General features: G+C 45.2%; 28 protein-coding genes and 2 tRNA genes. 10 read left to right on the plus strand and 20 right to left on the minus strand.

What is annotated here, in order from left to right; genetic code table 11:
- The first annotated feature begins 152 nt into the window (after nucleotides 1-152).
- Both V8Q34_RS09680 and V8Q34_RS09685 read left to right on the plus strand, forming a co-directional pair.
- Entirely contained in the window at nucleotides 153-308 is a 156-nt protein-coding gene (locus V8Q34_RS09680) for a hypothetical protein (RefSeq protein WP_156120888.1), read from the plus strand.
- Nucleotides 309-431: 123 nt separating this feature from the next.
- A complete protein-coding gene (locus tag V8Q34_RS09685) occupies nucleotides 432-872 on the plus strand; it encodes a GNAT family N-acetyltransferase (protein ID WP_033143003.1) in 441 nt (146 codons plus the stop codon).
- Between the two features lie 2 nt (nucleotides 873-874).
- Here V8Q34_RS09685 and V8Q34_RS09690 read toward each other — a convergent pair whose 3' ends face one another.
- The gene (locus V8Q34_RS09690; protein ID WP_335835325.1) at nucleotides 875-1,465 is read right to left on the minus strand and encodes a GNAT family N-acetyltransferase; all 591 of its coding nucleotides are present in this window, start codon (nucleotides 1,463-1,465) and stop codon (nucleotides 875-877) included.
- A gap of 393 nt (nucleotides 1,466-1,858) precedes the next feature.
- On the opposite strand from V8Q34_RS09690, the gene V8Q34_RS09695 reads away from it, so the two are divergent.
- Complete coding sequence (locus V8Q34_RS09695; RefSeq protein WP_335835326.1) at nucleotides 1,859-2,332, plus strand: GNAT family N-acetyltransferase; 474 nt, start codon at nucleotides 1,859-1,861, stop codon at nucleotides 2,330-2,332.
- Nucleotides 2,333-2,606: 274 nt separating this feature from the next.
- Complete coding sequence (locus V8Q34_RS27530) at nucleotides 2,607-2,762, plus strand: DUF6019 family protein (RefSeq protein ID WP_225305356.1); 156 nt, start codon at nucleotides 2,607-2,609, stop codon at nucleotides 2,760-2,762.
- A 33-nt stretch (nucleotides 2,763-2,795) separates the two neighbouring features.
- On the opposite strand, the gene V8Q34_RS09700 is transcribed toward V8Q34_RS27530, so the two are convergent.
- Nucleotides 2,796-3,449, minus strand: coding sequence for an HDIG domain-containing metalloprotein (locus V8Q34_RS09700; RefSeq protein WP_335835327.1), 654 nt, complete (start codon nucleotides 3,447-3,449; stop codon nucleotides 2,796-2,798).
- 275 nt (nucleotides 3,450-3,724) lie between these two features.
- Between V8Q34_RS09700 and V8Q34_RS09705 the strand changes: the two genes are divergently transcribed.
- Nucleotides 3,725-5,152, plus strand: a complete 1,428-nt coding sequence (locus V8Q34_RS09705; protein ID WP_335835329.1) for a S1C family serine protease — start codon at nucleotides 3,725-3,727, stop codon at nucleotides 5,150-5,152.
- 74 nt (nucleotides 5,153-5,226) lie between these two features.
- Here the strand turns inward: V8Q34_RS09705 and V8Q34_RS09710 are convergent, their stop codons facing one another.
- The 15 genes from V8Q34_RS09710 to V8Q34_RS09780 all read right to left on the minus strand — a co-directional run bounded on the left by V8Q34_RS09710 (nucleotide 5,227) and on the right by V8Q34_RS09780 (nucleotide 15,689).
- A complete protein-coding gene (locus V8Q34_RS09710) occupies nucleotides 5,227-6,099 on the minus strand; it encodes an ABC transporter ATP-binding protein (RefSeq protein WP_335835330.1) in 873 nt (290 codons plus the stop codon).
- A gap of 4 nt (nucleotides 6,100-6,103) precedes the next feature.
- Nucleotides 6,104-6,772 carry a hypothetical protein gene (locus tag V8Q34_RS09715; protein WP_227244335.1) on the minus strand — a complete coding sequence of 223 codons (669 nt, stop codon included), beginning with the start codon at nucleotides 6,770-6,772 and terminating at the stop codon, nucleotides 6,104-6,106.
- Nucleotides 6,769-7,845, minus strand: a complete 1,077-nt coding sequence (locus V8Q34_RS09720) for an ABC transporter permease (protein WP_335835331.1) — start codon at nucleotides 7,843-7,845, stop codon at nucleotides 6,769-6,771. Before V8Q34_RS09720 ends, V8Q34_RS09715 begins: the two co-directional genes overlap by 4 nt.
- A 90-nt stretch (nucleotides 7,846-7,935) precedes the next feature.
- On the minus strand, nucleotides 7,936-9,090 hold the full coding sequence (locus V8Q34_RS09725; RefSeq protein ID WP_335835332.1) for a metallophosphoesterase: 1,155 nt from the start codon (nucleotides 9,088-9,090) through the stop codon (nucleotides 7,936-7,938).
- A gap of 18 nt (nucleotides 9,091-9,108) precedes the next feature.
- Nucleotides 9,109-10,242: an aldo/keto reductase gene (locus V8Q34_RS09730; RefSeq protein WP_335835333.1), complete on the minus strand. Its 1,134-nt coding sequence runs from the start codon at nucleotides 10,240-10,242 to the stop codon at nucleotides 9,109-9,111.
- Between the two features lie 133 nt (nucleotides 10,243-10,375).
- Nucleotides 10,376-11,572 (minus strand): HAMP domain-containing sensor histidine kinase, encoded by a 1,197-nt coding sequence (locus tag V8Q34_RS09735; RefSeq protein WP_148392237.1) that lies wholly within the window; start codon nucleotides 11,570-11,572, stop codon nucleotides 10,376-10,378.
- Nucleotides 11,560-12,231 (minus strand): response regulator transcription factor, encoded by a 672-nt coding sequence (locus V8Q34_RS09740; protein ID WP_148392235.1) that lies wholly within the window; start codon nucleotides 12,229-12,231, stop codon nucleotides 11,560-11,562. The genes V8Q34_RS09735 and V8Q34_RS09740 overlap by 13 nt, the downstream gene beginning before the upstream one ends.
- Before the next feature lie 121 nt (nucleotides 12,232-12,352).
- Complete coding sequence (locus tag V8Q34_RS09745; protein ID WP_033142992.1) at nucleotides 12,353-12,562, minus strand: DUF3791 domain-containing protein; 210 nt, start codon at nucleotides 12,560-12,562, stop codon at nucleotides 12,353-12,355.
- Nucleotides 12,562-13,038 carry a DUF3990 domain-containing protein gene (locus V8Q34_RS09750; protein WP_335835334.1) on the minus strand — a complete coding sequence of 159 codons (477 nt, stop codon included), beginning with the start codon at nucleotides 13,036-13,038 and terminating at the stop codon, nucleotides 12,562-12,564. The genes V8Q34_RS09745 and V8Q34_RS09750 overlap by 1 nt, the downstream gene beginning before the upstream one ends.
- Nucleotides 13,035-13,253 (minus strand): DUF3791 domain-containing protein, encoded by a 219-nt coding sequence (locus V8Q34_RS09755; RefSeq protein WP_033143007.1) that lies wholly within the window; start codon nucleotides 13,251-13,253, stop codon nucleotides 13,035-13,037. Before V8Q34_RS09755 ends, V8Q34_RS09750 begins: the two co-directional genes overlap by 4 nt.
- Nucleotides 13,254-13,505: 252 nt before the next feature.
- Nucleotides 13,506-13,721 carry a hypothetical protein gene (locus V8Q34_RS09760; protein WP_033142990.1) on the minus strand — a complete coding sequence of 72 codons (216 nt, stop codon included), beginning with the start codon at nucleotides 13,719-13,721 and terminating at the stop codon, nucleotides 13,506-13,508.
- Between the two features lie 165 nt (nucleotides 13,722-13,886).
- A tRNA-Ala gene (locus V8Q34_RS09765) sits at nucleotides 13,887-13,959 on the minus strand.
- A gap of 10 nt (nucleotides 13,960-13,969) precedes the next feature.
- Nucleotides 13,970-14,043, minus strand: a tRNA-Val gene (locus V8Q34_RS09770).
- A gap of 113 nt (nucleotides 14,044-14,156) precedes the next feature.
- Nucleotides 14,157-14,879, minus strand: a complete 723-nt coding sequence (locus V8Q34_RS09775) for a hypothetical protein (protein WP_335835335.1) — start codon at nucleotides 14,877-14,879, stop codon at nucleotides 14,157-14,159.
- Nucleotides 14,880-14,993: 114 nt separating this feature from the next.
- Entirely contained in the window at nucleotides 14,994-15,689 is a 696-nt protein-coding gene (locus tag V8Q34_RS09780) for a conjugal transfer protein (protein ID WP_335835336.1), read from the minus strand.
- Nucleotides 15,690-15,864: 175 nt separating this feature from the next.
- Between V8Q34_RS09780 and V8Q34_RS09785 the strand changes: the two genes are divergently transcribed.
- The 5 genes from V8Q34_RS09785 to V8Q34_RS09805 all read left to right on the plus strand — a co-directional run bounded on the left by V8Q34_RS09785 (nucleotide 15,865) and on the right by V8Q34_RS09805 (nucleotide 20,022).
- Nucleotides 15,865-16,422, plus strand: a complete 558-nt coding sequence (locus V8Q34_RS09785) for a TetR/AcrR family transcriptional regulator (RefSeq protein WP_033142987.1) — start codon at nucleotides 15,865-15,867, stop codon at nucleotides 16,420-16,422.
- 263 nt (nucleotides 16,423-16,685) lie between these two features.
- Complete coding sequence (locus V8Q34_RS09790) at nucleotides 16,686-17,267, plus strand: RNA polymerase sigma factor (RefSeq protein ID WP_244806163.1); 582 nt, start codon at nucleotides 16,686-16,688, stop codon at nucleotides 17,265-17,267.
- Entirely contained in the window at nucleotides 17,260-18,012 is a 753-nt protein-coding gene (locus tag V8Q34_RS09795; RefSeq protein WP_335835337.1) for a hypothetical protein, read from the plus strand. The genes V8Q34_RS09790 and V8Q34_RS09795 overlap by 8 nt, the downstream gene beginning before the upstream one ends.
- A complete protein-coding gene (locus V8Q34_RS09800) occupies nucleotides 18,000-18,875 on the plus strand; it encodes an ABC transporter ATP-binding protein (RefSeq protein WP_033142984.1) in 876 nt (291 codons plus the stop codon). Before V8Q34_RS09795 ends, V8Q34_RS09800 begins: the two co-directional genes overlap by 13 nt.
- A 1-nt stretch (nucleotide 18,876) precedes the next feature.
- The gene (locus tag V8Q34_RS09805; protein ID WP_335835338.1) at nucleotides 18,877-20,022 is read left to right on the plus strand and encodes an ABC transporter permease subunit; all 1,146 of its coding nucleotides are present in this window, start codon (nucleotides 18,877-18,879) and stop codon (nucleotides 20,020-20,022) included.
- A gap of 108 nt (nucleotides 20,023-20,130) precedes the next feature.
- On the opposite strand, the gene V8Q34_RS09810 is transcribed toward V8Q34_RS09805, so the two are convergent.
- Genes V8Q34_RS09810 through V8Q34_RS09820 form a run of 3 tightly spaced genes read right to left on the minus strand, consistent with a single transcriptional unit; the run spans nucleotide 20,131 to nucleotide 24,429 of the window.
- Nucleotides 20,131-22,146, minus strand: a complete 2,016-nt coding sequence (locus tag V8Q34_RS09810) for a beta-galactosidase (RefSeq protein ID WP_335835339.1) — start codon at nucleotides 22,144-22,146, stop codon at nucleotides 20,131-20,133.
- Nucleotides 22,147-22,188: 42 nt separating this feature from the next.
- The gene (locus V8Q34_RS09815; RefSeq protein ID WP_335835340.1) at nucleotides 22,189-23,553 is read right to left on the minus strand and encodes a sulfatase-like hydrolase/transferase; all 1,365 of its coding nucleotides are present in this window, start codon (nucleotides 23,551-23,553) and stop codon (nucleotides 22,189-22,191) included.
- Nucleotides 23,554-23,565: 12 nt separating this feature from the next.
- Nucleotides 23,566-24,429 carry a carbohydrate ABC transporter permease gene (locus tag V8Q34_RS09820; protein WP_227210595.1) on the minus strand — a complete coding sequence of 288 codons (864 nt, stop codon included), beginning with the start codon at nucleotides 24,427-24,429 and terminating at the stop codon, nucleotides 23,566-23,568.
- Nucleotides 24,430-24,438: the final 9 nt, after the last annotated feature.

The raw sequence follows: 24,438 nt of genomic DNA on the forward strand, positions 1-24,438 counted from the left end.
CTTCCGTTACAGAAGTATAATTTTTGTACCCCTTCGACGGTCTGATATTATTAGTATTTCCTGCCTTTTTATAAAATTGACGGACTTAATCCCAACGTGGTAAAATAAGCACATACCGGTTGTCAGGACATATAGGAAAGGAGTATGTTATTATGAAACGAAGTACATTACATGCTATTTCTATAGTAATGCTGCTGCTTTTAATCGTTGCTAATAAATTTATACATGTGAACTCCACTATAGCAGCAGTTTGGATCATACTGGCCCTCATTGTCTTTGCAGTGGGATTTATAAAAGGCAGATTATAAAAGAGGTTCCAGATGAGCGATAAATTAAGAACATTTCATTTAGAAAAATATGAATAGTAGTATATCATTTACCAGGAGCTGCCTTTTCAAAAGGAACAAATATTTTATTCTATGGAGGTATTTATGAAAATCAGAAAAATGGAAATCAGCGATTATGACTCTGTTTACTCCCTCTGGATGTCCTGTCAAGGCATGGGTTTAAACAATATTGATGATGCAGAAGAAGGCATTGAAAGGTTTTTGAAAAGAAATCCAGACACCTGCTTTGTGGCAGAAGAAAACGGCCGGATTGCAGGTATCATCTTGGCGGGAAATGACGGAAGAAGGGGATATATCTATCACACAGCAGTCAGCCCATCGGCACGCCGGAAGGGAATCGGAAGCCAGCTGGTCCGTGCGGCGCTTGACGCACTAAAAAACCTTGGTATTATCAAAGCGGCACTTGTCACTTTTTCCAGGAATGAAGAGGGAAACCATTTCTGGGAAAAACAAGGATTCACTGTGAGAGATGACTTATTATACCGGAACAAAACACTGATAGAAATGACCCGGATTGATACCTGATATCACACCCCTGCGGCCTCTATATCCAAATACAACAGAAACTGTACCTCCTCATCCGCATCTCCATAATACGCATACCGGTTGACAGCGCCCAAATGGGCCCCCTGTTTAAAATAAAACGCAGCTGCCGGGACATTATTATTCTGGCATTCGATTTTAAGCTGGCAGAGCCCCATCCCTTTTGCTTTTGTCATTACCATATCAAACAGTTTTCCTCCGACACCTCTGCGTTTATATGCGGAATCCACACGGATATCCCAGAGAATCCCCAAATCCTCTCTGCCCTCCAGCATATGAAGCTCCGCGCTGTTGCAGCACAGAACAGCTCCGCCCACCGGTTTTTCTCCGTCAAAAGCCATGAAAAAATGCCAGTTTGACAGATCAAACTGCTGATTCCACCTTTTATAATTCGCATGGCCGGAAAAATCTTTTATATATGGGGCTACGGCTCTTTTTATAAAACTGATACCGTCCAGATCTTTTATTACCACCTCATAGATTTCTTCAACCCTTACCTTCATTTCAACTTTATCATAGATGTAAGCATCTGTTTTCTCTATTTCTGTGTAACGAATTTCCTGATCTCGTTCCATATTTTTCCCCCTCACTCTTTACCCTGCAGCATATCTTACCCCAAACCCATAAGCCTGCATCTTTTTCCAGGTCAAGGAAACAGTCCAGCTCTCCCCCTTTATCATGGGAATATCCAGATCATCCATGATAACAGCGTCGCTTCATTTTTCCCCATTTTCCATTCACCAGACTAATATTTACCTATATCTTAACACAAAACAACAGGGATATACAGTATGGTATTCCTTTTGTACAGTGGAAGGCTGAACGGTTACCGACATCCCTCCTTTCATCATCTGCTTCTGGACAAGGACAGAGCAGCCTGATACAATGGGAATATATGAGAAGGAGGGATCCGTATGTGTGGAAAAAAGACCGGTTTCTAAGTTAACTTATAAAAATCGGAGGTAATTATGAAATATACAATTAGGGAAATGTATACGCAGGAGTATCCGCTTCTGGCAGATTTTTTGTATGAATCTATTTTCCAGCGAGAAGGGGACGATCCGTTTCCGAAAACAATCATCCATCAGCCTGAACTGCAAGTCTACATCAAAGATTTCGGGACCGGGAAAGATGATGCCTGCCTGTGCGCAGTGGTTGACAATAAGGTGGTTGGCGCAGTCTGGGTCAGAAATATCCACGGATATGGGGACCTTGATGATGAGACACCTGAATTTGTGATTTCTCTCTATAAAGAATACCGTGGATACGGCATCGGGACAGAACTTATGAGACAGATGCTGGAGTTATTAAGAAAAAAGGGGTATAAAAGAGCTTCCCTGTCCGTGCAAAAAGAAAATTACGCGCTGCGTATGTATCAAAAATGCGGCTTTAAACCCGTCATTGACAAAGAAGAAGAATTCATAATGGAATACCGCTTCTGAGATACCGCATTATAAAAAGGACTGCATATGATTGCCGGTGTGCAGCCCTTTTTTCTGCTTTAGGCAGCGCACATGCCAGTGCACTTAGACTCTCTGTCATCCCGGAACTCATCCATCTTTCACGCAACGTTCATGTAAATATAATAAACGTTAGTGCATGAACAGCGTTTACCGGAACAGCGGATGATATAATATAGACCACATTAACTGTTTTAGCCCATACACAGAATGACCATTCTATCACCCTTAAAACTCGGAAAGGAGATAACGCCAAATGGAAGTAACTTCTTCATTGTTTAACTCACTATTTAGCCTTAGTTTGATTCTTATATTTTGTTTTGTCTTATATCTTGTGATAAAACGAGCTGTTAAAAATGGTATTCTTGAAGCACATGATGAAATCCAAAAAAAGAATGGAAAAACAGAATAAGACTTATGGTATACAAAAAACCGCACCAGAACATTAATCCTTCCGGTGCGGTTTTTGGGAGACTGGATAAATATCGCAGGCCTGTAAAAACAGCCTGATATTCTCTTCTTCCTCTTTTCTTTTACTGCCTGTTCTTCCCAGTCTGTCGCACAGCCCCAGAAGCGCAATCTCATCTGCATCGGTATGATACTTCATTCCCTCAATATCTACAAAGCGAAGTCCTTTCACAACGTACAGAATCTGCATATGATATCGAATCAGCTGTGAAACTTCCTCCACAAACTCCTGATCCTGCACAAACTGTGACAGAAATTTATGTGCCAGAACCGCGCCGGCTTTATCATGGTCATATGCCGTGATCCTGCCTTTTCTTCTTCTGGTCGTTACCGCTTTTCCTATGTCATGAAGGATGGCTGCCCACATAAAAACCAACGGATTTTTGCTCCTGTTTTTTACTTTTGCCGCTTCATCTACAACGAGCATCGTATGATTCCATACATTACCTTCGGGATGGTGTATGGGAGACTGGACAGTATTTTTCAGCTTATGCAGCATATCAAACGGATACTGCTGAAAATCCGGATTCTCATAGATTTCATTTAAATAAATCGATGGCTCTCTATCCCTCATCAAATGGCATTCTATATCAACATAGAGATTCTGCATACTTTTTGTTATATCACTCATGTATTTTCCACCTCTCAGTCAGTATTCCACTGTAATAAATCTTTATTCTATTATCTGAAGAATACGGTTATATCAATCCTTCCGTAAATCCCTCGAACTTCCATCCCCAAAGAACAGTTCACCAAATTTACACACTTCCTCCTCAATTTTATCACAGAATCACGACAATTTCGCCACAATTATCCGATATGCTATAGACATAAACAAAGAGATACCAAATACAATAACAAACACAAAAAAACAAAAAATAAATAAAAAGTTGAGGAGGAATTCTTATGTCAAACTACTACGATTTTAATTCAGATAACAACAGCGAACTGTCCCATTACCCAATCTTTTCCGAAGGCCCGGCATCTTCTCCGAATCCGGATAAAAAGCCGTCCAAACGAAACCGGAACAAAAAGAAAACTCTGGCAAAACGCATTGGCTCCCTGACTCTGAGTGCTGTTCTGTTCGGTTCTGTGGCAGCCGGTTCTTTCCAGGCAGTCAATCATATTTACGCTGCCAATTCACCTGCCGCAGCCGCGAGCGCATCTGCTGGCAGCACAAGTGATACAAAAGCCGGCCTTCTGAAGACCACAGCAGTTTCCGGCGGTTCCGGCAGCAATACGGGAAGCCTGGATGTGTCCGATATTGCAGCGGCAGCCATGCCCTCCATTGTATCAATAACCAATAAATCCGTACAGGAGGTACAGAATTATTTCAGCCAGTTCGGATACGGCGGTTATCCCCAGACTCAGGAGACGGAAAGCCAGGGTTCCGGTATCATCATTGGGAAAAATGACACGGAACTTCTGATTGTAACCAACAATCACGTTGTGGAAAATGCAGACACCCTCTCCGCATGTTTTATTGACAACAATGTACTGGAAGCAAAAGTGAAAGGCACTGATGCGGACAACGATCTGGCCGTTATCGCCGTTCCGCTGGACAGCATTTCCGACGAAACCATGTCCGCCATCGCGGTTGCCAATATCGGCGATTCCGACTCCCTGAAGGTGGGCGAGCAGGTTGTTGCCATCGGCAATGCCCTTGGCTACGGACAGTCCGTCACAACAGGCATTGCAAGCGCTGTGAACCGTGCACTCTCCGGCTCTTCCTCAGAAGCAGGTACCGATGATTCTAACGCTGCCACTTACATCCAGACAGACGCTGCCATCAACCCGGGAAACAGCGGCGGCGCGCTTCTCAATATGAACGGCGAGGTCATTGGCATCAACTCCGCCAAACTGGCTTCCACAGAGGTGGAAGGCATGGGATATGCCATTCCAATGTCAAGGGCATCAGATATCATTGAAAACCTTATGAACAAAACAACACGCGAAAAAGTTGCGGAAGGCGAACAGGGCAGTCTCGGAATCAAAGGTGCCGATGTCACAAGTGAGGCAGAAGAAATCTACGGCCTTCCCAAAGGCGTATATATCTCAGACGTCACCCAAGGCAGCGCAGCAGAGAAAGCAGGCATCACCCCGGGCAGCGTCCTGACTAAATTTGACGGCGAATCCGTCACTGCGATCAGCCAGCTTCAGAATCTGCTCCAGTATTATAAGGCAGGCGAGACCGTGGAGGTAACTCTGCAGGTTCCCGGCCAGAACAACAGCTATGAAGAAAAGACGGTCTCCATCACACTCGGAAGCAGCACAGATACACAGAACAGCCAGGAAAGCAATGCTCCCTCTCCTGCAGGGAATAACTTCCGCTGATACAAATGTCTCATATCATACAAAATGCTCCGGCCGCGGTATTTAAAAACCGCGGCCGGAGCCTCTTTTATCAATCACTGAAAATTTGATATATAGATATACGCATCCTCCAGTGTCACCTTTGCCGGGCTGCAGGGAACATCCGGCTTTTCCGGACTGATCACCCGAACCGTCATCCCATCCTCCTGAATCTGTTTGGATGAAACACGGTATTTCTGTTCCAGAGAGCGCACCTGCGCCTCCTCATTCATCCTGCATATCCACGTATGTCCCTCTGCCCTTGTTAACAGCTCTTTCACAGAACCGCTGTAAAGCATTTTCCCCTTTTTGAGCACCGTCAGCTGGCTGCAGGTGGCCGCCAGATCCTCCACCACATGAGTGGAAAACAAGACGGTTCTCCCCACGGCAAACTCCACCAGTAGATTTCTGATACGGATTCTCTCCTCCGGGTCAAGTCCGGTCGTAGGTTCATCCACAATGAGAAACTCCGGTTCATTTAAAAGCGCCTGAATCAGGCCGACTCTCCGCTTCATTCCGCCGGACAACTGTTTCATTTTCTTCTTCTGGTGCTCCTCCAGACTTGTCTTTTCCAGATAATAATCAAGCCTTTTTTTACACTCATCTTTTGGTATACCGGACAGTCCTCCCAGATATTCCAGGCATTCCCGTACCGTCAGGTTCGGATACAGGGAAAGCTCCTGGGGCAGATACCCGATCTTCTTCTGTATGGAAGGATAATTGCTCTCCCGATACACCAAATGATTCATTAATACATCCCCGGATGTGGGTTTTAACAGTGTTGCCAGCACCCGCATGAGCGTTGTCTTTCCCGCTCCGTTTTCACCCAGAAGTCCGTATACGCCGGAGGGAATTGTAAACGAAACATCATCCAATGCCTTCACATTCTTTTGAAACGCAACGGTTACATTTTCTAATCTAACTGACATATTATCACCTTTTTCCTTTCATTCTCTTCTTACCAAAATGTCTGCCGAAATTTCCGACTGCTCCAATGCAGACAGCTCCCAGGACCAGTGCGGTAATCTTCCCGTAAATCCACCGTAAGTCCCCATCCCCCATTTCCGTCCCTCCAAATGCAAAGATCTGAAGAAAAAGGGGCAGTTTTAAAGCTCCGCTCGATATAAGAAAAAACCAGAGTGCTGCTGCTGCGCCAATGCCCCCCCAAAGGCTCCCGGTTATTTTGGAAATAAGCACCGGAAGTGCTCCGAACAAGACGATACTCGCTGCTGTTGCCGCCATTGCTGTTACAAAATGATAAAGTTCATTCTCCCGTATATATGGCTGCTGTATAAGATAAAATAATCCGTATCCTGCTGCTGCCGTACCGATCAAAAAAACATACTGAACAGCAAATCGTTTGAGAATGGTCAGCCTCTGCTGTTTTCCCGGCTTTATGGCAAGTATTTCCCATCCGCCTCCCGGAATCTCCTGATAGCAGGTATCCGCACACAGGACAAGCGCCAGCAGTGTAACATAAGTATCAATGGTCAGCCCGATTTCGTTTACGCTTGAAATCCCCCTCACAATTGCCAGAATGAGGATGAAAAACAGAGCACATATCATTTTATACGGCGGCAGGCTTATTTTTATTTCTTTCATCCAAATACCCTCCTCTTCTTCCATGTTCTCACGCAGACCCATATAATCACCGCTGCTGCAATGAGAAGCGCAGTCTGGTTCATAAGAGCCAGCGGAGGCGGCGTGGTATCCAAAAACAGTCCCGGAAAGCGGACTATAATAGCCAGAGGCCTTCCGAAATAGCCGTAATTTCCATCCGGCCCGATACTTCCCATATTGGAATAGAGCATATACAGAATCAGAAGCGGTGTTGCCGGCAGCGGATTCTTAAAAAAGAAGGCAGTCAGAGCATACACACAGATGACCATAAGAAGATTGGGAAGGATATACACCGCAGCCGACGCGAATACATCCCACACGGCAACGGGAAACCCCTGTTCCATTCCTCTGTGCATACACAGAAAAGTAAATACCCCGGTCATAACCGTAAGCGGCAGCAAAAGTGCCGTAAAACCGCCCGCTATTTTCCCGGTCACATACTTCCATGCGGAAACAGGCTTTGTGTGAAGCAGTTCATAAGTATTCTTCCTGGTATCCTGAAGGAATAAAAATGCCATCAGTATAGATGAAAAAAACACGAAGAAAAGCCCTGCAAAATCCGTATATTTCTTGGCAAAGTATTCTGAATACCGCATCTGGCTGAATTTTTCATCCATATACGCGTTGACTTCCTCTGCAGTCCCCTGTCTGAGCTCTGCCTCCTGGAAATAATAATCCGCATTGGGATAATCATAATGTTCAATCAGGTAATTCATGATTTCTTCCTGGCTGTACCCCTCTTCCAGAAACATTTTTGTCATCTGATCTGTTTCCTCTTTGCTGATTCCCGAATCCTTATTGAGATCTCTGCAGATATCCGGCATGGCGATCTCAATCTGTTCTTTTTCTGTGGAAGGAAAATATCCATCCATCACATCCGCATCACCTATATGCTCTAATTTTGCCGCCTCCACCTGTGCATCACTTTCCCAGTAATGCAGCTGCAGATAAGGCTGCATGATCTGAAAAACTTCAAAGAATATCAGCAGAATACCTACATAATAGATGGGATTTTTGAAATAATTTTTAAGCTCTCTTTTCATTATTACCTTCATATTGTTTTCCTCCTGTCTTGATCTTATTGTAAAACAGAAATCACAACAAAAAGACAACAAAAAAAAGAACTGCCAAATATGACAGCTCTTTTACGGAGCAAACACACAGGCCGTGTGAGCATTTTTTTCTGCTGACACGGTCACCACCACATATTCTGAATGTCCTCCTGTGCGTATGGGATATCCCCAGCCGCCTATACCGGAACTTACGATCACCTGAAATCCGCCAATCTCTTTCCACCCATAATTCAGCTCTGTAAACCCGGTCAGCTCTCCCACCTGCCCGGTAGGCCAGATCTGTCCCGCATGGGTATGGCCGGAAAGCTGAAGGTCCACACCCGCCTCTGCATTTTCCGAAAGTTCTGTGGGCTGATGGTCCAGAAGGAGCACAAATGTATTGCTGTCTGTCTCCCTGCACAGCTCCTCTATCCCGGTTCTTCCCTTTGGAGAGACCATGCTCCCGACAGAGGCGTCTGTTCTTCCGATGACAGTTAGCTCATCGTTTACGGTATAAACCCGGTCCTTTAGTACAACGATGCCGCTGCTTTCCAGTGTACTGCAAAGCTCCTCCGGTGAATAGGCCGGGATGCCGGTATACGCATTATAGTCATGGTTTCCGAACACATAATACGTGCCATATTCAGCCCCAATATCACCCAGAACTTTTGCCGCGGCTTCCATATCCTTCCTGGATGTATTTTCATCAAATATATCCCCGGTCAGGGCAATCAGATCCGGCTTTTCCCTCTGCATCTTATCGCAGCAGTCTTTTAATTTTCCTATATCCATGGTGGTACCCATATGAAGATCCGAAATCTGGAGAATTTTCAAATCCCGGCTCAGTTGTTTTTCTGTCTCAATCCGGTATTCGGTCCTTCTGATATCATTTATATTAAAATAACCGTATCCCGCGATCAAACCCATCACCAAAAGAGGAATCGCACCGCTTGCATGGAGGAACCCCCATATCTTACGGGCTTTTTCCTTTCGGAACTTTCCTCTGCAGATAAAATAAATGCCATCCATCAAAATACTGAGCACAAAAAAATGAAGGATGATCACAGCTCCCAGCCCATACAGCATCCACCCCTGGGCCACACAGGCAAGTGTTATGAGCAGAGACAGGATCCGCACCGCCTTTTTCTGCTTTCCCAGTCCAAAAAGCCCAAGGAAACGCCTGAAAAAGAAATAGAGGTATGTCCCCACCGGGATATAAACCACCAGAGGAAACAGCAGATAACTCATGGATTCAGCCTCCGATGATCAGCCGTTCAGCTTCTCTGCAAAATCAGCCATGGCCTCTGAAATCTTGATCTGCTGCGGACAGACTGCCTCACAGCTTTTACATCCGATACACGCACCGGGCTGCTTCTCCTTTGGTACCGCCTGCAGAGCCATAGGCGCCAGAAAGCCGCCGCCTGTAAAGCAGTGCTCATTATACAGCTCCAGAAGCATGGGAATGTCCAGCTCCTGAGGACAATGGCTGGTGCAGTAACGGCATGCCGTGCAGGGCAGAGCAATGTGATTTACCATGCTGTCAGCGATCTCAAACAGAACTTTTTTCTCCTGTTCATCCAGAGGCTTATCCGTCTCAAAGGTATGTATATTATCCTGCATCTGCGCAAAATCAGACATGCCGGACAGGATCATCTTCACTTCCGGGATTCCCTGCAGGAACCGGAAAGCCCATGCCGGAACATCCTCATCCGGACGCAGCGCCTTTAACCTGTCACTGTCTTCGGCGGACAGGGAGGCAAGGCGTCCTCCGCGCAGAGGCTCCATTACCCATACCGGAATATGATGGGCATTTAACAGCTCCACTTTGTCTTTTGCATTCTGAAAAGACCAGTCAAGATAATTTAACTGAATCTGGCAGAACTCCATATGCTCTCCGTATGCATCTAAAAAACGCTTCATAACGTCATAACTTCCATGAGCGGAAAAGCCCAGGTGACGGATTCTTCCCTTTTCCTTCTGCTTCATCAGATAGTCGAAAATACCGTATTTCTCATCCAGATACGCGTCAATGTTCATCTCGCACACGTTGTGGAACAGGTAAAAATCAAAGTAGTCCACCTGGCATTTTTCCAACTGTTTTTCAAATATCTCTTCCGCTTTATCCATATTGGAAAGGTCATACCCCGGGAATTTTGTAGCCAGATAATAGGTACTGCGTGGGTATTGATTTAAAATCCTGCCCATAACGGTTTCTGAATTTCCCTCATGATACCCCCAGGCGGTGTCATAATAATTGATGCCGTGTTCCATGGCGTATGCCACCATCTCAGCGGCTGCCGGTTCATCAATCCTGGAATCCTCTCCGTCAATGACAGGAAGACGCATGGCTCCCATTCCAAGCGCAGATAATTCCATATCCTGAAAATTTTTATAAATCATTTTGTACGCTCCCTTCTTCTGTTTATTGTATCTATTTTATATCATTGCTGCACATGACGCAAATACTTATAACGTATGTTTTTCCATAGCTGCCGGTTATGAATAAGCACTCAGCCTGTCTGAACGGCTGCAGTTATAGGGCTGTATCCGTCCGGGATTCTTCTATGCAAAATCCTGCTTTTACATAGGCGCCGCCCAGATCGGCGCTGCCCAGAAGCAGTTTTCCTCCATGCTTCTCGCAGTATAATTTGCTCAGATACATGCCAAGGCCAAAGTGTTTCAGGTCATCTGCCAGATTATCGTGATAGAAGGGTTTCGTGATTGCTTCCGCCTCGGCGTGGAACCCTTCCCCGTCATCCCCCATGGAGATAAACAGCATATTGTCCTTCACTTCCATGGTGATCACAACTATATGGCGGGCATACCGCACGGCATTCCCCAGCAGATTGTCGAACACCTCGCAGATGATAGAAGAATCCCCCCAAAAGTGGTCCGGCATCCCCTCCGCTTTTATGACCGTATGGCACGGTTCCCGGTCTGCCAGGGCCTTTGCTGCCTGTTCCATATACCGAAGCAGAACAGCAGTCTCTATTTTCTCTGCATGCATCTCCCTCTCCTCAATACCGGAGAGCTGTCTCATCTGTTCCACAAAGGCATTCATTCTGTCGATCTGCTGCATTCCTTCCGTCAGCATTTCCTCCATATCCTGCCGGCTTAACTGCTCTGTAGGCAGAAACTCTATAAGTGTTTCCTGGTATCCCCGCAGCACCGCAAGAGGGGAACGGATATCATGGGCAATGACTGCCTTCAGCGTCCGCTCCTGTTCCACTGCGGACCAGAGTTTTTGGTTGTTTTCCCTAAGCTGGGCGCGCATACGGTCAAATTCCCGGCACAGGCTGCCCATCTCATCCTTCTTCCTGTAATCCACAGGAAAATCCAGGTTATTCTCCTGTATTTTCCTGGAGCCTTCTGTCAGTATCTGAAGCGGTTCTTTTATCTTGTCACGATAGAAGCAGAATACCGCGATCACACTGCCGATCATGGGAATGACAAGCATGGTCCAGGTCTCCACGGCATCGCAGATTTCCGTTATGACATGGTCCCTGTGCAGCATATCATTCTGCGCAGGCCTTGTGATCTCAGCGATGTATCCTGTCTTCTCCTCATAATCCGATACTTTGTCCCCGTCCATATAGCCGGCCCAAATCTGCTTCTGCGTCTGTTCCGCCATCCTGACGATTCCCGCAGACAGGAAAAAGGAGATGACAATTGCAAAAGACATATAGAGCACGATAGTTTTTCTGAGCGAAAGATTTCTTATTTTTTCCATCGGTATCCACTTCCCCACACGGTCTCAATATATTCTGTGCCGGTGTACTCTCCTATTTTTCTGCGTATTCTCCGGATCAGCTCTGTGATCACCCTGCTGTCTCCCTCTGCATCATAGCCGCAGACTTTTTCGTAAATTCTCTCCTTGTCAAACACCTGGCCCGGATTCTTGGAAAGGAATTCCACAATGTCGTACTCCAGCTTTGTAAACTCCAGCTCATGGTCATCATAGAGGACTTTTCTGGCGCTGTAGTCTAAAAGCAGGCCCTCCCGGTATCGAAGCTGCGGCCTTTTCCTGTTTCTCTCTTCTCTCTTTATATGCGCCGCGATCCTGGCTTCCAGCTCTTTCAGGCTGAATGGCTTGACAATATAATCATCACCCCCCGAAAGCAGGCCGTTCACCCGGTCCTGCTCCTCCACTCTGGCTGTCAGAAACAGAATGGGACATGAGACAAATTCCCTTATTTTCACACACAGCTCCATTCCATCCATGCGGGGCATATTGATGTCCAGCAAAATCAGGTCCGGGGTATCTTCAATCCTCTTCAATGCCTCCAGACCGTCCTCTGCCAGCAAAATACGGTATCCCCTTAGGCGGAAATAATTCTCCAGCATTTTCAGGAGAGCTTTATCATCATCCACAAACAACAGTTTATACATATATCTTTCCTTTCAGGCTCTATGGGCCACCTGTTTTTAAGACAGGGCCTCGATTATTTTAAAACAGAACGAAAAAAACGGCGCACTTTTTCAAGGTGTGCACCAGCTTTTTTGTATCTGCTTATTGTTCCTTCCATTCAGTTTCCATCTCTTCCACAAGATAATGATCACTGCGGCAGTGCATATCAGATATCCCTTCACTCATCTCCTGATACAATTCCGAATGATAAAAAAAATCCAGTGCCTGTTCCAATGGGATGTTGGCAGACCGGGCAAACATTTCAATGATTCTGGAATATTTACGCTGGAGTAATATACGGTTTGCCTGCATCATAACACCTCACTTTTCTGATAAATCAAGTATTTATCCAATATTTCCTGTGAACAGATGCAATATTGCAAATTAGGTTTCTCATACATTAACCGCTGGATTGCCATATTTTTATCTATTAACCCGTCAAAAAACAGCTCAATTGTATCAAATACCTTATCATTTGCAACTCCTCCGATAATAATATCATACTGCCCCGTGTTCATGCCTCCTCTGCAAGTAATAATATAATCCAGCCATTCCTCTGAATAGCTGGAAAATTCTTTTATCCTGGCCTCATGACGCAGTTTCTTTTCATCCAATTCATACCAAGAGATCACACTTTTCCCTTTTTTTCGTTTAAAACGCAGAAACCATTTTTTCGCCTGTTCATATATGGGTGTAACATAAAATCCTTTTCCGAAATCAAGTGTGTCTCTTGAATAGGAGATATCCGGTTTTCTCACCTCTGTAAAAGAACCATGATATAAAATCATCCCACCACCCCTTCCTGCTGCATATAAGCGATAATATCATCCACTATATATTCTTTACCCAGCGTATGCAGAACTTCATAATTAGGAATAATATATTCTTTTAAAATACTGCTTTTTTCTGTCAGAAGCTCATATACTCTTTCTCCTTTGCATCCAAGCCTTTCAGCTACACTCTCGATGCAGAATACAGAAAATTCCAATTCCTTATCATTCATTGCCAATAACCCCGCTTCCGATTTTACAAATATGCTGCTGTTCAGTTCTATAACTAAAATTATACTATAAAAAACTGCAACATACAAATCAATCCTCCGAAAATCCTCCTGCATTTACCGTATAAAGTCAAGCTGTCAGCAAAACAAACGGCAAAACGGCATAGCCGAAATTGACTATGCCGCCTGCCGGAACAATACTTCTTTATTGAGGGACGCCTTGTCAGCCTCCCGGTTATCCTCATGTATTTTGTTTTATTTTGTCATAACCCTGCAGCCGTTTACCGGCAGCTTGGGCAGGTATTCAAAATACCAGTTCTGCCGTTCACCGGAATATTTCAGTATGGCAGGTATCCACGCATTGGAGACCTGCACATACACATATTGTTCCGGATGAACGGGTATCTTTTTACTGCCGCCTTTCTCTTTGAGAACACAGGTGCAGCCATGATTCATTAAAGTTCCTATCATGTATGAAGCCTCCTTTACTCTTTTTATAATAAGAGTATACATGGTAATTATGACCATTATTTGGAAAAAATGTGAAGGGTTGGTGATATTTGTATGAAAATACTAAAGTTTTTATGAAAAGCAGCCGTTTCCTGCTCTTTTATGGGATGTGATAAATGAAATACATGGAGATAGCGGGATTCGAACCCGTGACCTATACGTTGCGAACGTATCGCTCTCCCAGCTGAGCTATATCCCCAAAAAAAGAATGGAAGCAAGGAGGCTCGAACTCCTGACCTTTCGCGTGTGAGGCGAACGCTCATCCCAGCTGAGCTATGCTTCCATATGGAATATTATAGCACTTTATCCGGGAAATGCAAGAGAATTTCCGGAAGATTGGTTGTAAATTGGTTGTATATAAATGACAGCAGTGAGACAGCCGGGATAAATATGACTTTACTCGATATAAAAATCTATTGCATCTGCGTTATTAATACTTATCATAGGTTCTCCCGAACCGCGTTCCAGTTTCTTCTCTTTGAACAGATCCTCCGGAACATTAACCGCGCTGTTTGGAATCGTGTTAAACTCCATCTTGATATTATCAGGTAATTTGTCGAAATAAACAGAAACATTCCGAAATGTATTTGACTCCAAACCATCCAGCATAATATTGTGATCCAGTTGATCAGCCATTAAATCAAGCACTACTGCGGAATCCCTGTTTGCCTGAATCCATACGTCTGAATTCAAGGTATTGAGATGAATCTGATTAAATTCACCGGTAGTTTCAATTTTTTCTAATTCTTTTGAGGGTATACAAATAACAATAGAACCCAGGATGTTGTTACTCGAATCCGCGTTATCCATCATCACACAAACATTAAGGCTGTTATCCTTTTCTTCACAACTGATTTCATACTTATTATCAGTATCTAAATCCGCGTTAATAAATTCAAAGCGGTTACTGTCACTCTGTTTTATAACAATGGATCTGGCATTGCCGCTTATATTAACACAGCGAATGTTTCCGACTGCAATATCATCATGTATCTTTTTCTGGCCTTCCCCGCCCGCAGATATTAATGCATCCTTTTCTCCTGCACAAGCAGAAAATGCAGTCACACAAAAAATGCATAAACAGAGTAAATAGATTTTTTTTATTGTTCGTTTTTTCATTATAATTACCTTATATTTCATATATTCAGATAGCTGTAACAAATATAATCATATCACACAGCCTGATGATAAACAAGGAATACATGGCTCTGTATGTAAACGGCAAAATCTGTACTACAATTGAAACTCCGATATGTTATCAAAATCATTATTCAATACATAATAAACTTTATTTTGAAGCGCAGAATATACAAATGAAACCCTTGTTGCCCAAAGCCCCTTTTGACATACCGATTTTAATACTTTGCATGCGTCAGAAACCGAAAATTTTTTATCATATGCTTCCAGTAATTCTTTAGCAGCTTCATATCTTGTATCGCCCGAAACAATATATGGCTTTGTAGTTTCCGGACTCAGTACGGAATAATTTGTAATCAGCGAAAATTCCTTCTGTTCGTATTTATAACCGATACCTGGTTCAATGATCAGTACACGTCCGTTTTTATCGGAGAGCATAGCCTGCATAGAAGCATCCGGAGCATAAATAATTTCCCGCTCTTGTACTATGTTCAGGGCTTCCTCAAAAGAAACCTCTCCTTTGATGAAATTTTCTGTCAACGCAGATATTGTATAGCAGTTTTCATCCTTTCTGTATGCCGCATTTTCGTTTCCATGAACGTAAAGCAGCGTCCCGACATTCCCGTTTTTATTCACTCCGTGAAAAGAATGGTATTTGTTATCCGGCATTTTTATGCCAATATAAAATCTATTTTTTTCAGTCACTACAGTATGCGTCCACACAGAAAGGTCAATATCGAAATTGAAACCTGTAATTGTGTCTACACCATTAAAAACAAATCTCGTACACATATCTTCACCTCTTGCTTCACTAATTAAAATAGTGTTTTAACTAATTATATTAGTATATTATATTGAATTTGTAGAAATGTCAATATATATACACATTTTTCTAATAGAATTATTGACGATACTAATTTAATTAGTTAAAATTATGTCTATACTTATTTTGAATGAGGTGCATAACATGAAAACAACCAAGGAAGCAGTAATAAGAGCTGCATCTGACCTGGCAGATGAAAAAGGATTAAATAATGTTTCTCTAAAATCAGTTGCGGAAAAATTGAATATTCGTACCCCGTCTTTGTATAATCACATAGAAAGTCTGGATCATCTCCTTTTAGAAGTAGCTCATCAGGGCATGAGGTGTATGAATGATAGGATGACTCAGGCAGCCATTGGCAGCATTGGAGAGACAGCAATTCAAAAGGTTGCTGCTGCATATCTCGATTATATGATTGAGCATCCCGGAGTTTATGAAACGATTCAATGGATTTCATGGCACGGTACAGAAGAAACAAGCTCCATCTTTCATAATTATATCTTACTTTTATCAACCCTTATTCGCTCCTGCCCATTTAAAGAAGAAAACACAACAGATATTTTGAATATGCTGATGGGTACGCTTCATGGATACACAACTTTACAGCTAAGATACGCATTTTCAAATCCCGATAAAGTAAGGGATGGATTATGTAATGCTATCCATACATTATTTTTAGGTATACATCAGAAATACGATTAGAAAAATATTTATTAAAAATCGCTTTTCGATGGCACGAATGCCTGCTGCCACTACTCTTATGCATGGTCAGCGCAGTAAATGCGCAGACCTGACTGAGCGGTTACAATAAATCTTCTTTTATCACTGCCATTTCCCCCTGTTTCCTTCCGGTACAGTGTGTCAGAAACCCAACTCCCTGTAAACTGAGAATTTTCTTAAAAAAAATAAAACCTTTTTCTTCCTCCTCCGGTTATATATAATGGAAGACAGAAAGGGAGGCGCCTATGGATGACAGAAAAGCCATAAAAGAAATAAAAAAAGGCAATAAAGAATACCTGAATCTGCTGGCAGAAAAGTATTATGATGACATTTACCGCTTCTGCTGTTACCAGACCGGCGATCCCGACAGCTCTTATGATCTGGCGCAGGAGACGTTTCTTCGTTTTATCCGATATGTGGACATCTGCCGCTGCAAAAACCTGAAAGGCTACCTGCTGACCATAGCCAGAAATGTCTGTTATGACTACTTCGGCAGAGAGACTGCGGCGCACAGCCGCCTCTCCTATCTTCCTTGGGAGGAGGCCTGCCCGGAAACACAGACTGCCGGTACAGCGGACACATCCCGGTCCCGGACCGATCTTCTGGAGGAAGTGATCCGGGAAGAAAACTCCCGGCAGTTAGTTCACGCGCTTATGAAGCTTCCCAAAATCCAACGGGAAGTCATTGTTCTTCACAGTCTCTACGGTCTGAAACACCGGGAAATCGCCCTGATCACCGGCACCAATTCGTCCACTGTGAAATCCCGCATGAAACAGGGCATGGACAAACTAAAACGCACTTTGAGAAAGGAGGATTTCTATGGCTGATAACAAGATAAAGATACCATTTCCACCCATAGACGAAGCCAGAAAAGAGGCATCTCTGCAAAAGATTCACAGAGAAATTTCTCATAAAAGCCTGCCCGTACCAGTCTCATTTCCGGAGCTGCTGCTGGACCAGATGCATTATATCTCATTGGAATACTGGGTGATACAGGCTTTCTTCCTGCTTGCCGTCGTACTCTTTACAGCCTGTTTTGATACCCTTATCAAGGACAGCGCGAGTATACTTCCCTCCGCCTGTGCCATCTCCTCCGGCCTGGGACTGGCTGCTGTTCTGGAGCTTTCCAAAAGCCGCTCCAGGCATATGGCGGAGCTGGAACAGAGCTGCTGCTTCAACCTTGGACAGATCTGGTCGGTAAAGCTTCTTTTGTCTGCAGGACTTAACCTGTGCATTCTTACACTGCTCTTTTTTAGTGTACAGGGAAAAACAAAATACGGGATTTTTGCTCTCTGTCTGTACCTGCTCGTCCCTTTTGTTTTGTCCAATATCTGTTATTTTTTTCTGCTGACCACAAGGCGGTTCGCCTCACAGAAAGCCATTTTGTCGGGGACATTTCTGCTGCTGTGCCTGTTTTCCCTGTTCCCCACTGCCTTTCCCAGAGCCTATCTGGATGTTTATCTGCCTGTATGGGCCATAGTACTGGCAGCGGGAATCCTGCTTCTGGCCTTTGAACTTCACAGACTGTTCCACAGCTTAAACACAGGAGGTAAAGAACTTTGCTGGAACTAAAAATACAAAATATATCAAAACATTACAAAGAAAAAACCGCTGCCGATGACATCACCTTTACACTGAAAAACGGAGTGTACGGACTTCTGGGCGAAAACGGTGCAGGCAAAACCACACTGCTGCGCATACTCTGCGGCATTCTCATGCCCGACCGGGGAGATGTGACGCTGGATGGCATATCCATACGGAAAATGGGTGCCGGATACCGTACCCTGCTTGGCTACCTGCCGCAGGATTTCGGCTATTATCCCGACTTCACAGTGAAGCGCTACCTTCTCTATCTCGCCTCCTTAAAAGCGCTTCCCAGGGACAAGGCCCTTGTAAAATACAAGGAAATGCTGGAGCTTACCGGCCTGCTGGGAGAGGAAAAACAGAAGATCAAACATCTCTCCGGTGGTATGATACGAAGACTTGGCATTGCACAGGCCCTGTTAAATGATCCAAAAATCCTGCTTCTGGATGAACCCACCGCCGGCCTTGACCCAAAAGAGCGCATCCGATTCCGCAATATCATCAGTTCTCTGGGGCATGACCGAATTGTGCTTCTGTCCACCCATATCGTATCTGACGTGGCAAATACCGCTGACCGGATACTGATCATGCGCCGAGGAAAAATCATGGAAAACAGCACGCCGGACGCCCTGATACAGGCAGCTTCCGGCCATGTATGGGAGTTTGTCACCACGCCTGCAAAGGCAGAGATCTGCCAGAAACAGTTCACTGTATGCAATGTAAAGACCGAAGGAAATGAGCTTAGAATGCGCGTACTCTCAAAAGAATGCCCATTTGCCGGCGCCCTGGCAGTTGTGCCGGATCTGGAGGACGCCTATCTCTACGCAACAGAAAACAGGGAGGTACTTTGAAATGCTGTTCCGAAATGAATTCTATAAAATATGTTCAAGAAAAATACTCTTCACAGGAGTGCTGCTGGGCTTTTTATTCCTGGCCGCTTATTTTCAGATGTCCGCACTTGGCTCAGAAAGCGCTTATGTGGACGGGACCTGTCTGAGAAGAACCGACGCCATTCAATATAACAGAGAAACTGCCCGTCGCTTCGCAGGTCCCATGACCCGTGAAAAAGCCCAGGCTATCGTAGATGAATTCGGCTGGCACATCAATGAGAACGAACTGGAAATGTCGGAAACAGGGGATACCACACCGGGCTATTATGATAATTCCACCAGCCGCTTTGTAACCTACCATCTTTCCAATTCCAGATCCAACGGAGGCACTCCCACTGCCCTTGCCTCATCAGAAAACAAATACACCACAGAGATGATGAACGGGGAATATGAGTACGGATACATTGGGGGATGGGATGACACATTCCGTGAAATGCACATGATGCTGCTCTGGATCGTCTCTGCCCTTGTGATCATTGCCTGTGCTCCTGTTTTCTCTGAGGAATATGCCGGGCAGACCGCAGGAATCCTGCTGACTACACAGAATGGAAAAGGTAAGACCGCAGCCGCCAAGATACTGGCTGCCTTTACATGGGCTGCCGGGATATATGTGCTTTTAACGCTTTTTCTTGTCGGTGCTTTCCTGTGCTTTTATGGCACGGAAGGACTTTTTGTCAGTGCCGGCCTTTCTTTTCCTGACCTGATAACAGGAAGCGTCTTGTGGAATACCGATTCTCATAAACCGACAGGGATCGTACTGCTCCTCTATCTGCTGGCAGGACTTTTATCGGTTCTAGTGACCGCGGCTATCACCCTGTTTATCTCCTCCGTAAAGAAAAGCACCTTTTCTGCCCTGCTGTGGTCAGCCGCCGCTTACCTGCTCCCTGCAGCCATTTACTCTGTCTTTCTTCTAGGTATGAGAGTTTCGAAAGTGATCATGCTGCTTCGTCTGCTGTTTAACAGCCTGCCCTTTTTCCTGCCTCTCCACGAGCTCACATCCACACCCGTTCTCTACCGCTTGTTCGGGTATCTCTTTTCGGGATGTATCCTGGTCTCAGGCTGTGTACTGGGGTGCAGAAAATACTGCCGATACCAGGTCGGAAAATGAGCCTGGATGCCTGTTCCGGCCGTTTTTCCACCGGTACAACAAAAAAGGGCTGCCGCGCTGAACCATAACAGCGCAGCAGTCCTCTGACCATCCCGTCCGAAAGGCTTTTTACTGCTCTTCCAGAATCAGCAGATTCCATTTCTGCAGCATCAACTGATCTCCTGCCTTCTTTGTTTCACCGGAAAACAGTTCTGTCCATGTACCTTCCGGGCACACAGCCTTCTGTTCTTCGCCGGAATAATTGAGGAAATAATATATCTGTTTTCCCATCTGGTTTCGTCCGCCTCTGACAATCACCGGGAATCCGCAGGAACCGGGGTTCGGCCGGATCTCACATTCCTTCAGGAGCTCTCCCATGAGTTTTTTCAGCAGTTCTGAGCTGAACATACATCCTAAATACACTGCTTTTCCTTTGCCAAAGGTATTCTCAGTCACTGCTGCATACTGTCCCCAGTTATCATGCACATACCCAAGAATCGTCTCTGCTCCTTTTGGCTGAATGCATTCCAGAAATACTTTTACTTTCTCTTTATCCTCTCTGCCGCAGAGCCTGCCTTCCAGATACGTCTTGGCAGTCTTCTCCGGATATGTGAACTGGTTATACATAATTCCAAAGCATTCTGACAGAATATGAGGCTGTGAATCGTGATATACCTTCACATTTTCATTGGTATATCCCGTCTTGAAGGTACCTACCAGGCAGCCGCCCTTTTCCGTAAAGGAGCGGATTCTAAGCAGTGTCTCTTCGGGCACACAGTAGAGCGCCGGAAGGATCAGCATCTTATAATCATCCAGGTTTTCCGCCTCAGGTGATACAAAATCACACTCCACATTCATCTCATACAGGGCGTCATAGATCCAGCGTACCACATCGTTGTAGGATATCTCTGTGCCTCCTCCGATTGGGAACCATTTCAGCCCTGTCAGTGCCTCATTGCTCACCATAATGGCAGCCTTGTTCTGCTTCTTCAGATGAATGAGATGGCTTCCCAGACGTTTCATCTCACTGCCGATGACAACCGCTTCTTTATATGTCTTATTCTCTGCAAAATCATGGCTTAACAGCCCCCGCCAATACGTCTCGAAAGAGTTATGGATGGAATGCCAGTGCCAGTATTCCACGCATTCCGCTCCTCCTGCCAGATGGGAAAAGGCCTGCAGCCTGAGCTGGCCGTCATAGGGCACCCACTGGGCAAACCCCTGCGCCTCTGTCTCCAGCACATAGTAATTATCCTGTTTCAGGGAGCGGGTCATATCTCCGCCAAAGGCGATCTCCTTTCCCGTCAGCTTTGACTGGGTGGGATGGTAGATGTCGCAGCCTGCAATATCCAGACATTTGGCAGCCCGGAAATGGTCCACATCCGGCTGTACGCCAAAGGAATAATTTCTCCATTCAAAATCAAAATTCTGGGTGATAAACTGGTCTTCCCTCTTATATTCCCGCACAATCTCTGCCTGCCAGGACAGAAATTCTGTCACAAGGCTGCGTTGGAATTTCTCAAACTCACAGCCCAGGCTGCCGTTGATAGTCCCCCTCACATCCGGGAAATCCTCCCAGGAATGAAGGGCATTGCTCCAGTAATTCATTCCGAACTCCCGGTTCATGGCCTCCACATCGCCCTGGAATTTTTCCTTTAAGTATTCGACAAATTCCTCCTGTACCCGCTCTCCTGAGGTGCCGTAATGTTTTGTCTCATTGTCGATCTGATAGCCTATGATACATTTTCTGTCCTTCACATGCTCCATCAGTTTTCTTATGACACGCTCGCTGTAGAACCGGTAATGGCGGTTTGTGATGTCCATGATTTGTCTGGCCCCGTAGATGCCCCGGCCCTGTCTGGTCACTGCCATCACATCCGGATGCTTTTTCTCCATCCATGCCGGAATGGCATAGGTCGGCGTACCCACGATCACATGAATCCCCGCTTCCTCCATGGCATCCAGAACTCTGTCAATGTGGTAAAAGTCAAATACACCGTCCTGGGGTTCCAAGGTACTCCAGGTAGATTCTGCGATCCTTACCAGATTAATCCCTGCCTTTTTCATCATCTCCACGTCTTTTTCCAGTCTGTCATAAGGCATATATTCGTCGTAATATGCTACCCCATAGAGTAATTCTTCCATATATTTTTCTGCTGTCCTTTCTGGTTGATATTCATGGCAGCTTTACTTTGAAGGGGCAATGACCGGAATCTTTTCTCCGGCTTTTTTCATCTCCTCCTGAAGCTCTTTGGCAAGCTGCGCTCTGATATCTCTATACTTATCATCTTTTGCCAGATTCGTCAACTCAAATGGGTCATTTTTTAAATCATAGAGGAAATCTTCCTCATAATAGTCGCTGGAAGGGTACAAGTTGCCGTCAAGTCCCGGAGCATGTATGCTGTAGAGCCAATCCCTTGTGTGGATGCAGCGGCCCACCCTGCTCTCACTGATCTGAGCAAATACCCTGTCTGTATGATTCCGGAGATTTCCGTCCGCAATCTCCTTCAGATTTTCACCTGCCATGGCATCCCCCACATCCACACCGGCAGCAGCCAGAATCGTCTTTGGAAGACCCGCAGTGCTCACCAGCTCCCGAACTCTTTTTCCTCCCTCAAATCCCGGCCCGGCAATCACCAGGGGCACATGCAGGCAGGCAGAATGGCATGACCTTTTGTAGTCATCCCCTCCGCACAGATGTTCATCTCTGTTTCTCGTACGGAAATGGGAACCATGGTCAGAGCTGTAAATTATGATAGTGTCCTTATAAATTCCTTTTTCCTTCAATTTTTCTATAAGTCTGCCCAGATTGTCGTCCAGGCTTCTGCAGCATCCCAGATAATCCGGATACATCTCTCTGGCATCGCCATGCAGTGCCGCCAGATCTCCCGGCAGCTCAAAATCTTTGAACCTCTCCTTTGACCCCTCAGGACCTTCATAGCATCCTCTGTCATTCTGGTGATGTGGTTCTATGTGGGAAATGGTCATAAAAAACGGCTTTTCTCCCTTATACTGTTCCAAAAAATCCAGTGCAAAATCTGTGATACAGTCTGCCCTGTATCCGTCAAACTCACACTTCTGCATATTTTCATCAAAGACATACCCGCCATACCCGTGGGAGGTAAATTCCAGAAGGTCTGCTGCCCTCCAGTATCCACGATAGCCACCCCTTCTCTCGGGAGGAATCGCCTTTGTCTCATAGTCCACAATTGGCAGTGTGCTGTAATCCTTCCTCTCGCTTGCCAGATGCCATTTGCCCACATAGGCAGTCTCATATCCCGCCTCATTCAGGTAATCTGCCAATGTTTTCACATGCAGGGGAAGAGGCTGCGCATTGCGAAAACAGTTGATTGCTGTGGGATACTGTCCTGTCTGAAAAAGTGCCCTGCATGGCCCGCACACCGGCTGGGCTGTATAGGCCTCCTCAAAAAGAATGCCCTCCTTTGCCAGCGCATCCAGGTTAGGGCTGATATCCAGCTTCTGACCATAGCATCCCAGCGTGTCGTGTCTCTGCTGGTCTGTAAAATAAAATATAATATTTGGTTTTCCCATCCTTTTCTCCTCCTACTTCAGTCCTGAAGTGACAATTCCCTGTACAAAATATTTCTGTGCACAGAGGAATAACAAGATCATAGGCATCACTACCAGAACAGAGGCTGCCATCATCTGCCCCCACTGGATATAGCCGTCTGTTTTGAACATGGTGAGTGCAAGCTGCACGGTTTTCATATCCTCTGAGTTTGTCATGATCAGAGGCCAAAGGTAATCATTCCATACAGAGACACCCTTTAACAGTCCCAGTGTAGCCAGTATGGCCTTGGAATTTGGCAGGTATATTATGAAATACGTCTGCCACTTGTTCGTCCCGTCAATTTCCGCCGCCTCATCCAAAGACCGGGGGAAATTCTCATAAAACTGTTTACACAAAAACACGCCGAAGGACCCTGCCACAAGAGGAATCACCAGACCTGCATATGTATTGATCATGCCCGTTCCGCCGGCTCCGAACAGACTGTTGCCTCCCATCATGGGGAATTTTGCCATGATGAGAAACGTGGGAAGCATTGTCACCTGGGGCGGCATCATCAGGCCAATCAAAAGAAACATAAAAAGTACCTTAGATCCCCTGAACGTCAGTCTGGCAAAGGCATATCCTGCTATGGAATTAAACAGAAGAGAAAACACAACGGCAGCCAGGGTGATAAACAGAGAGTTCCTGAAAAATATATTCCAGGTACCTGCACGCATGGCGTCCGTAAAATTATTCAAGGTAAAGTTCTGAGGCAAAAGGTGAAACACCGCGGAACGTATTTCCTCTATGGGCTTGACTGCCGTTGTGATCATCATAATAATCGGTATCAGCATGAAAACAGTCAGTGCACTCATAAAGATGATCCATAAAATGTGGTTTACTTTCTTCTTTTTCATATTTATCCT

The sequence above is a fragment of the Blautia sp. JLR.GB0024 genome, from assembly GCF_037000545.1.
In the GTDB taxonomy this organism is placed as follows: Bacteria; Bacillota; Clostridia; order Lachnospirales; family Lachnospiraceae; genus Blautia; species Blautia celeris.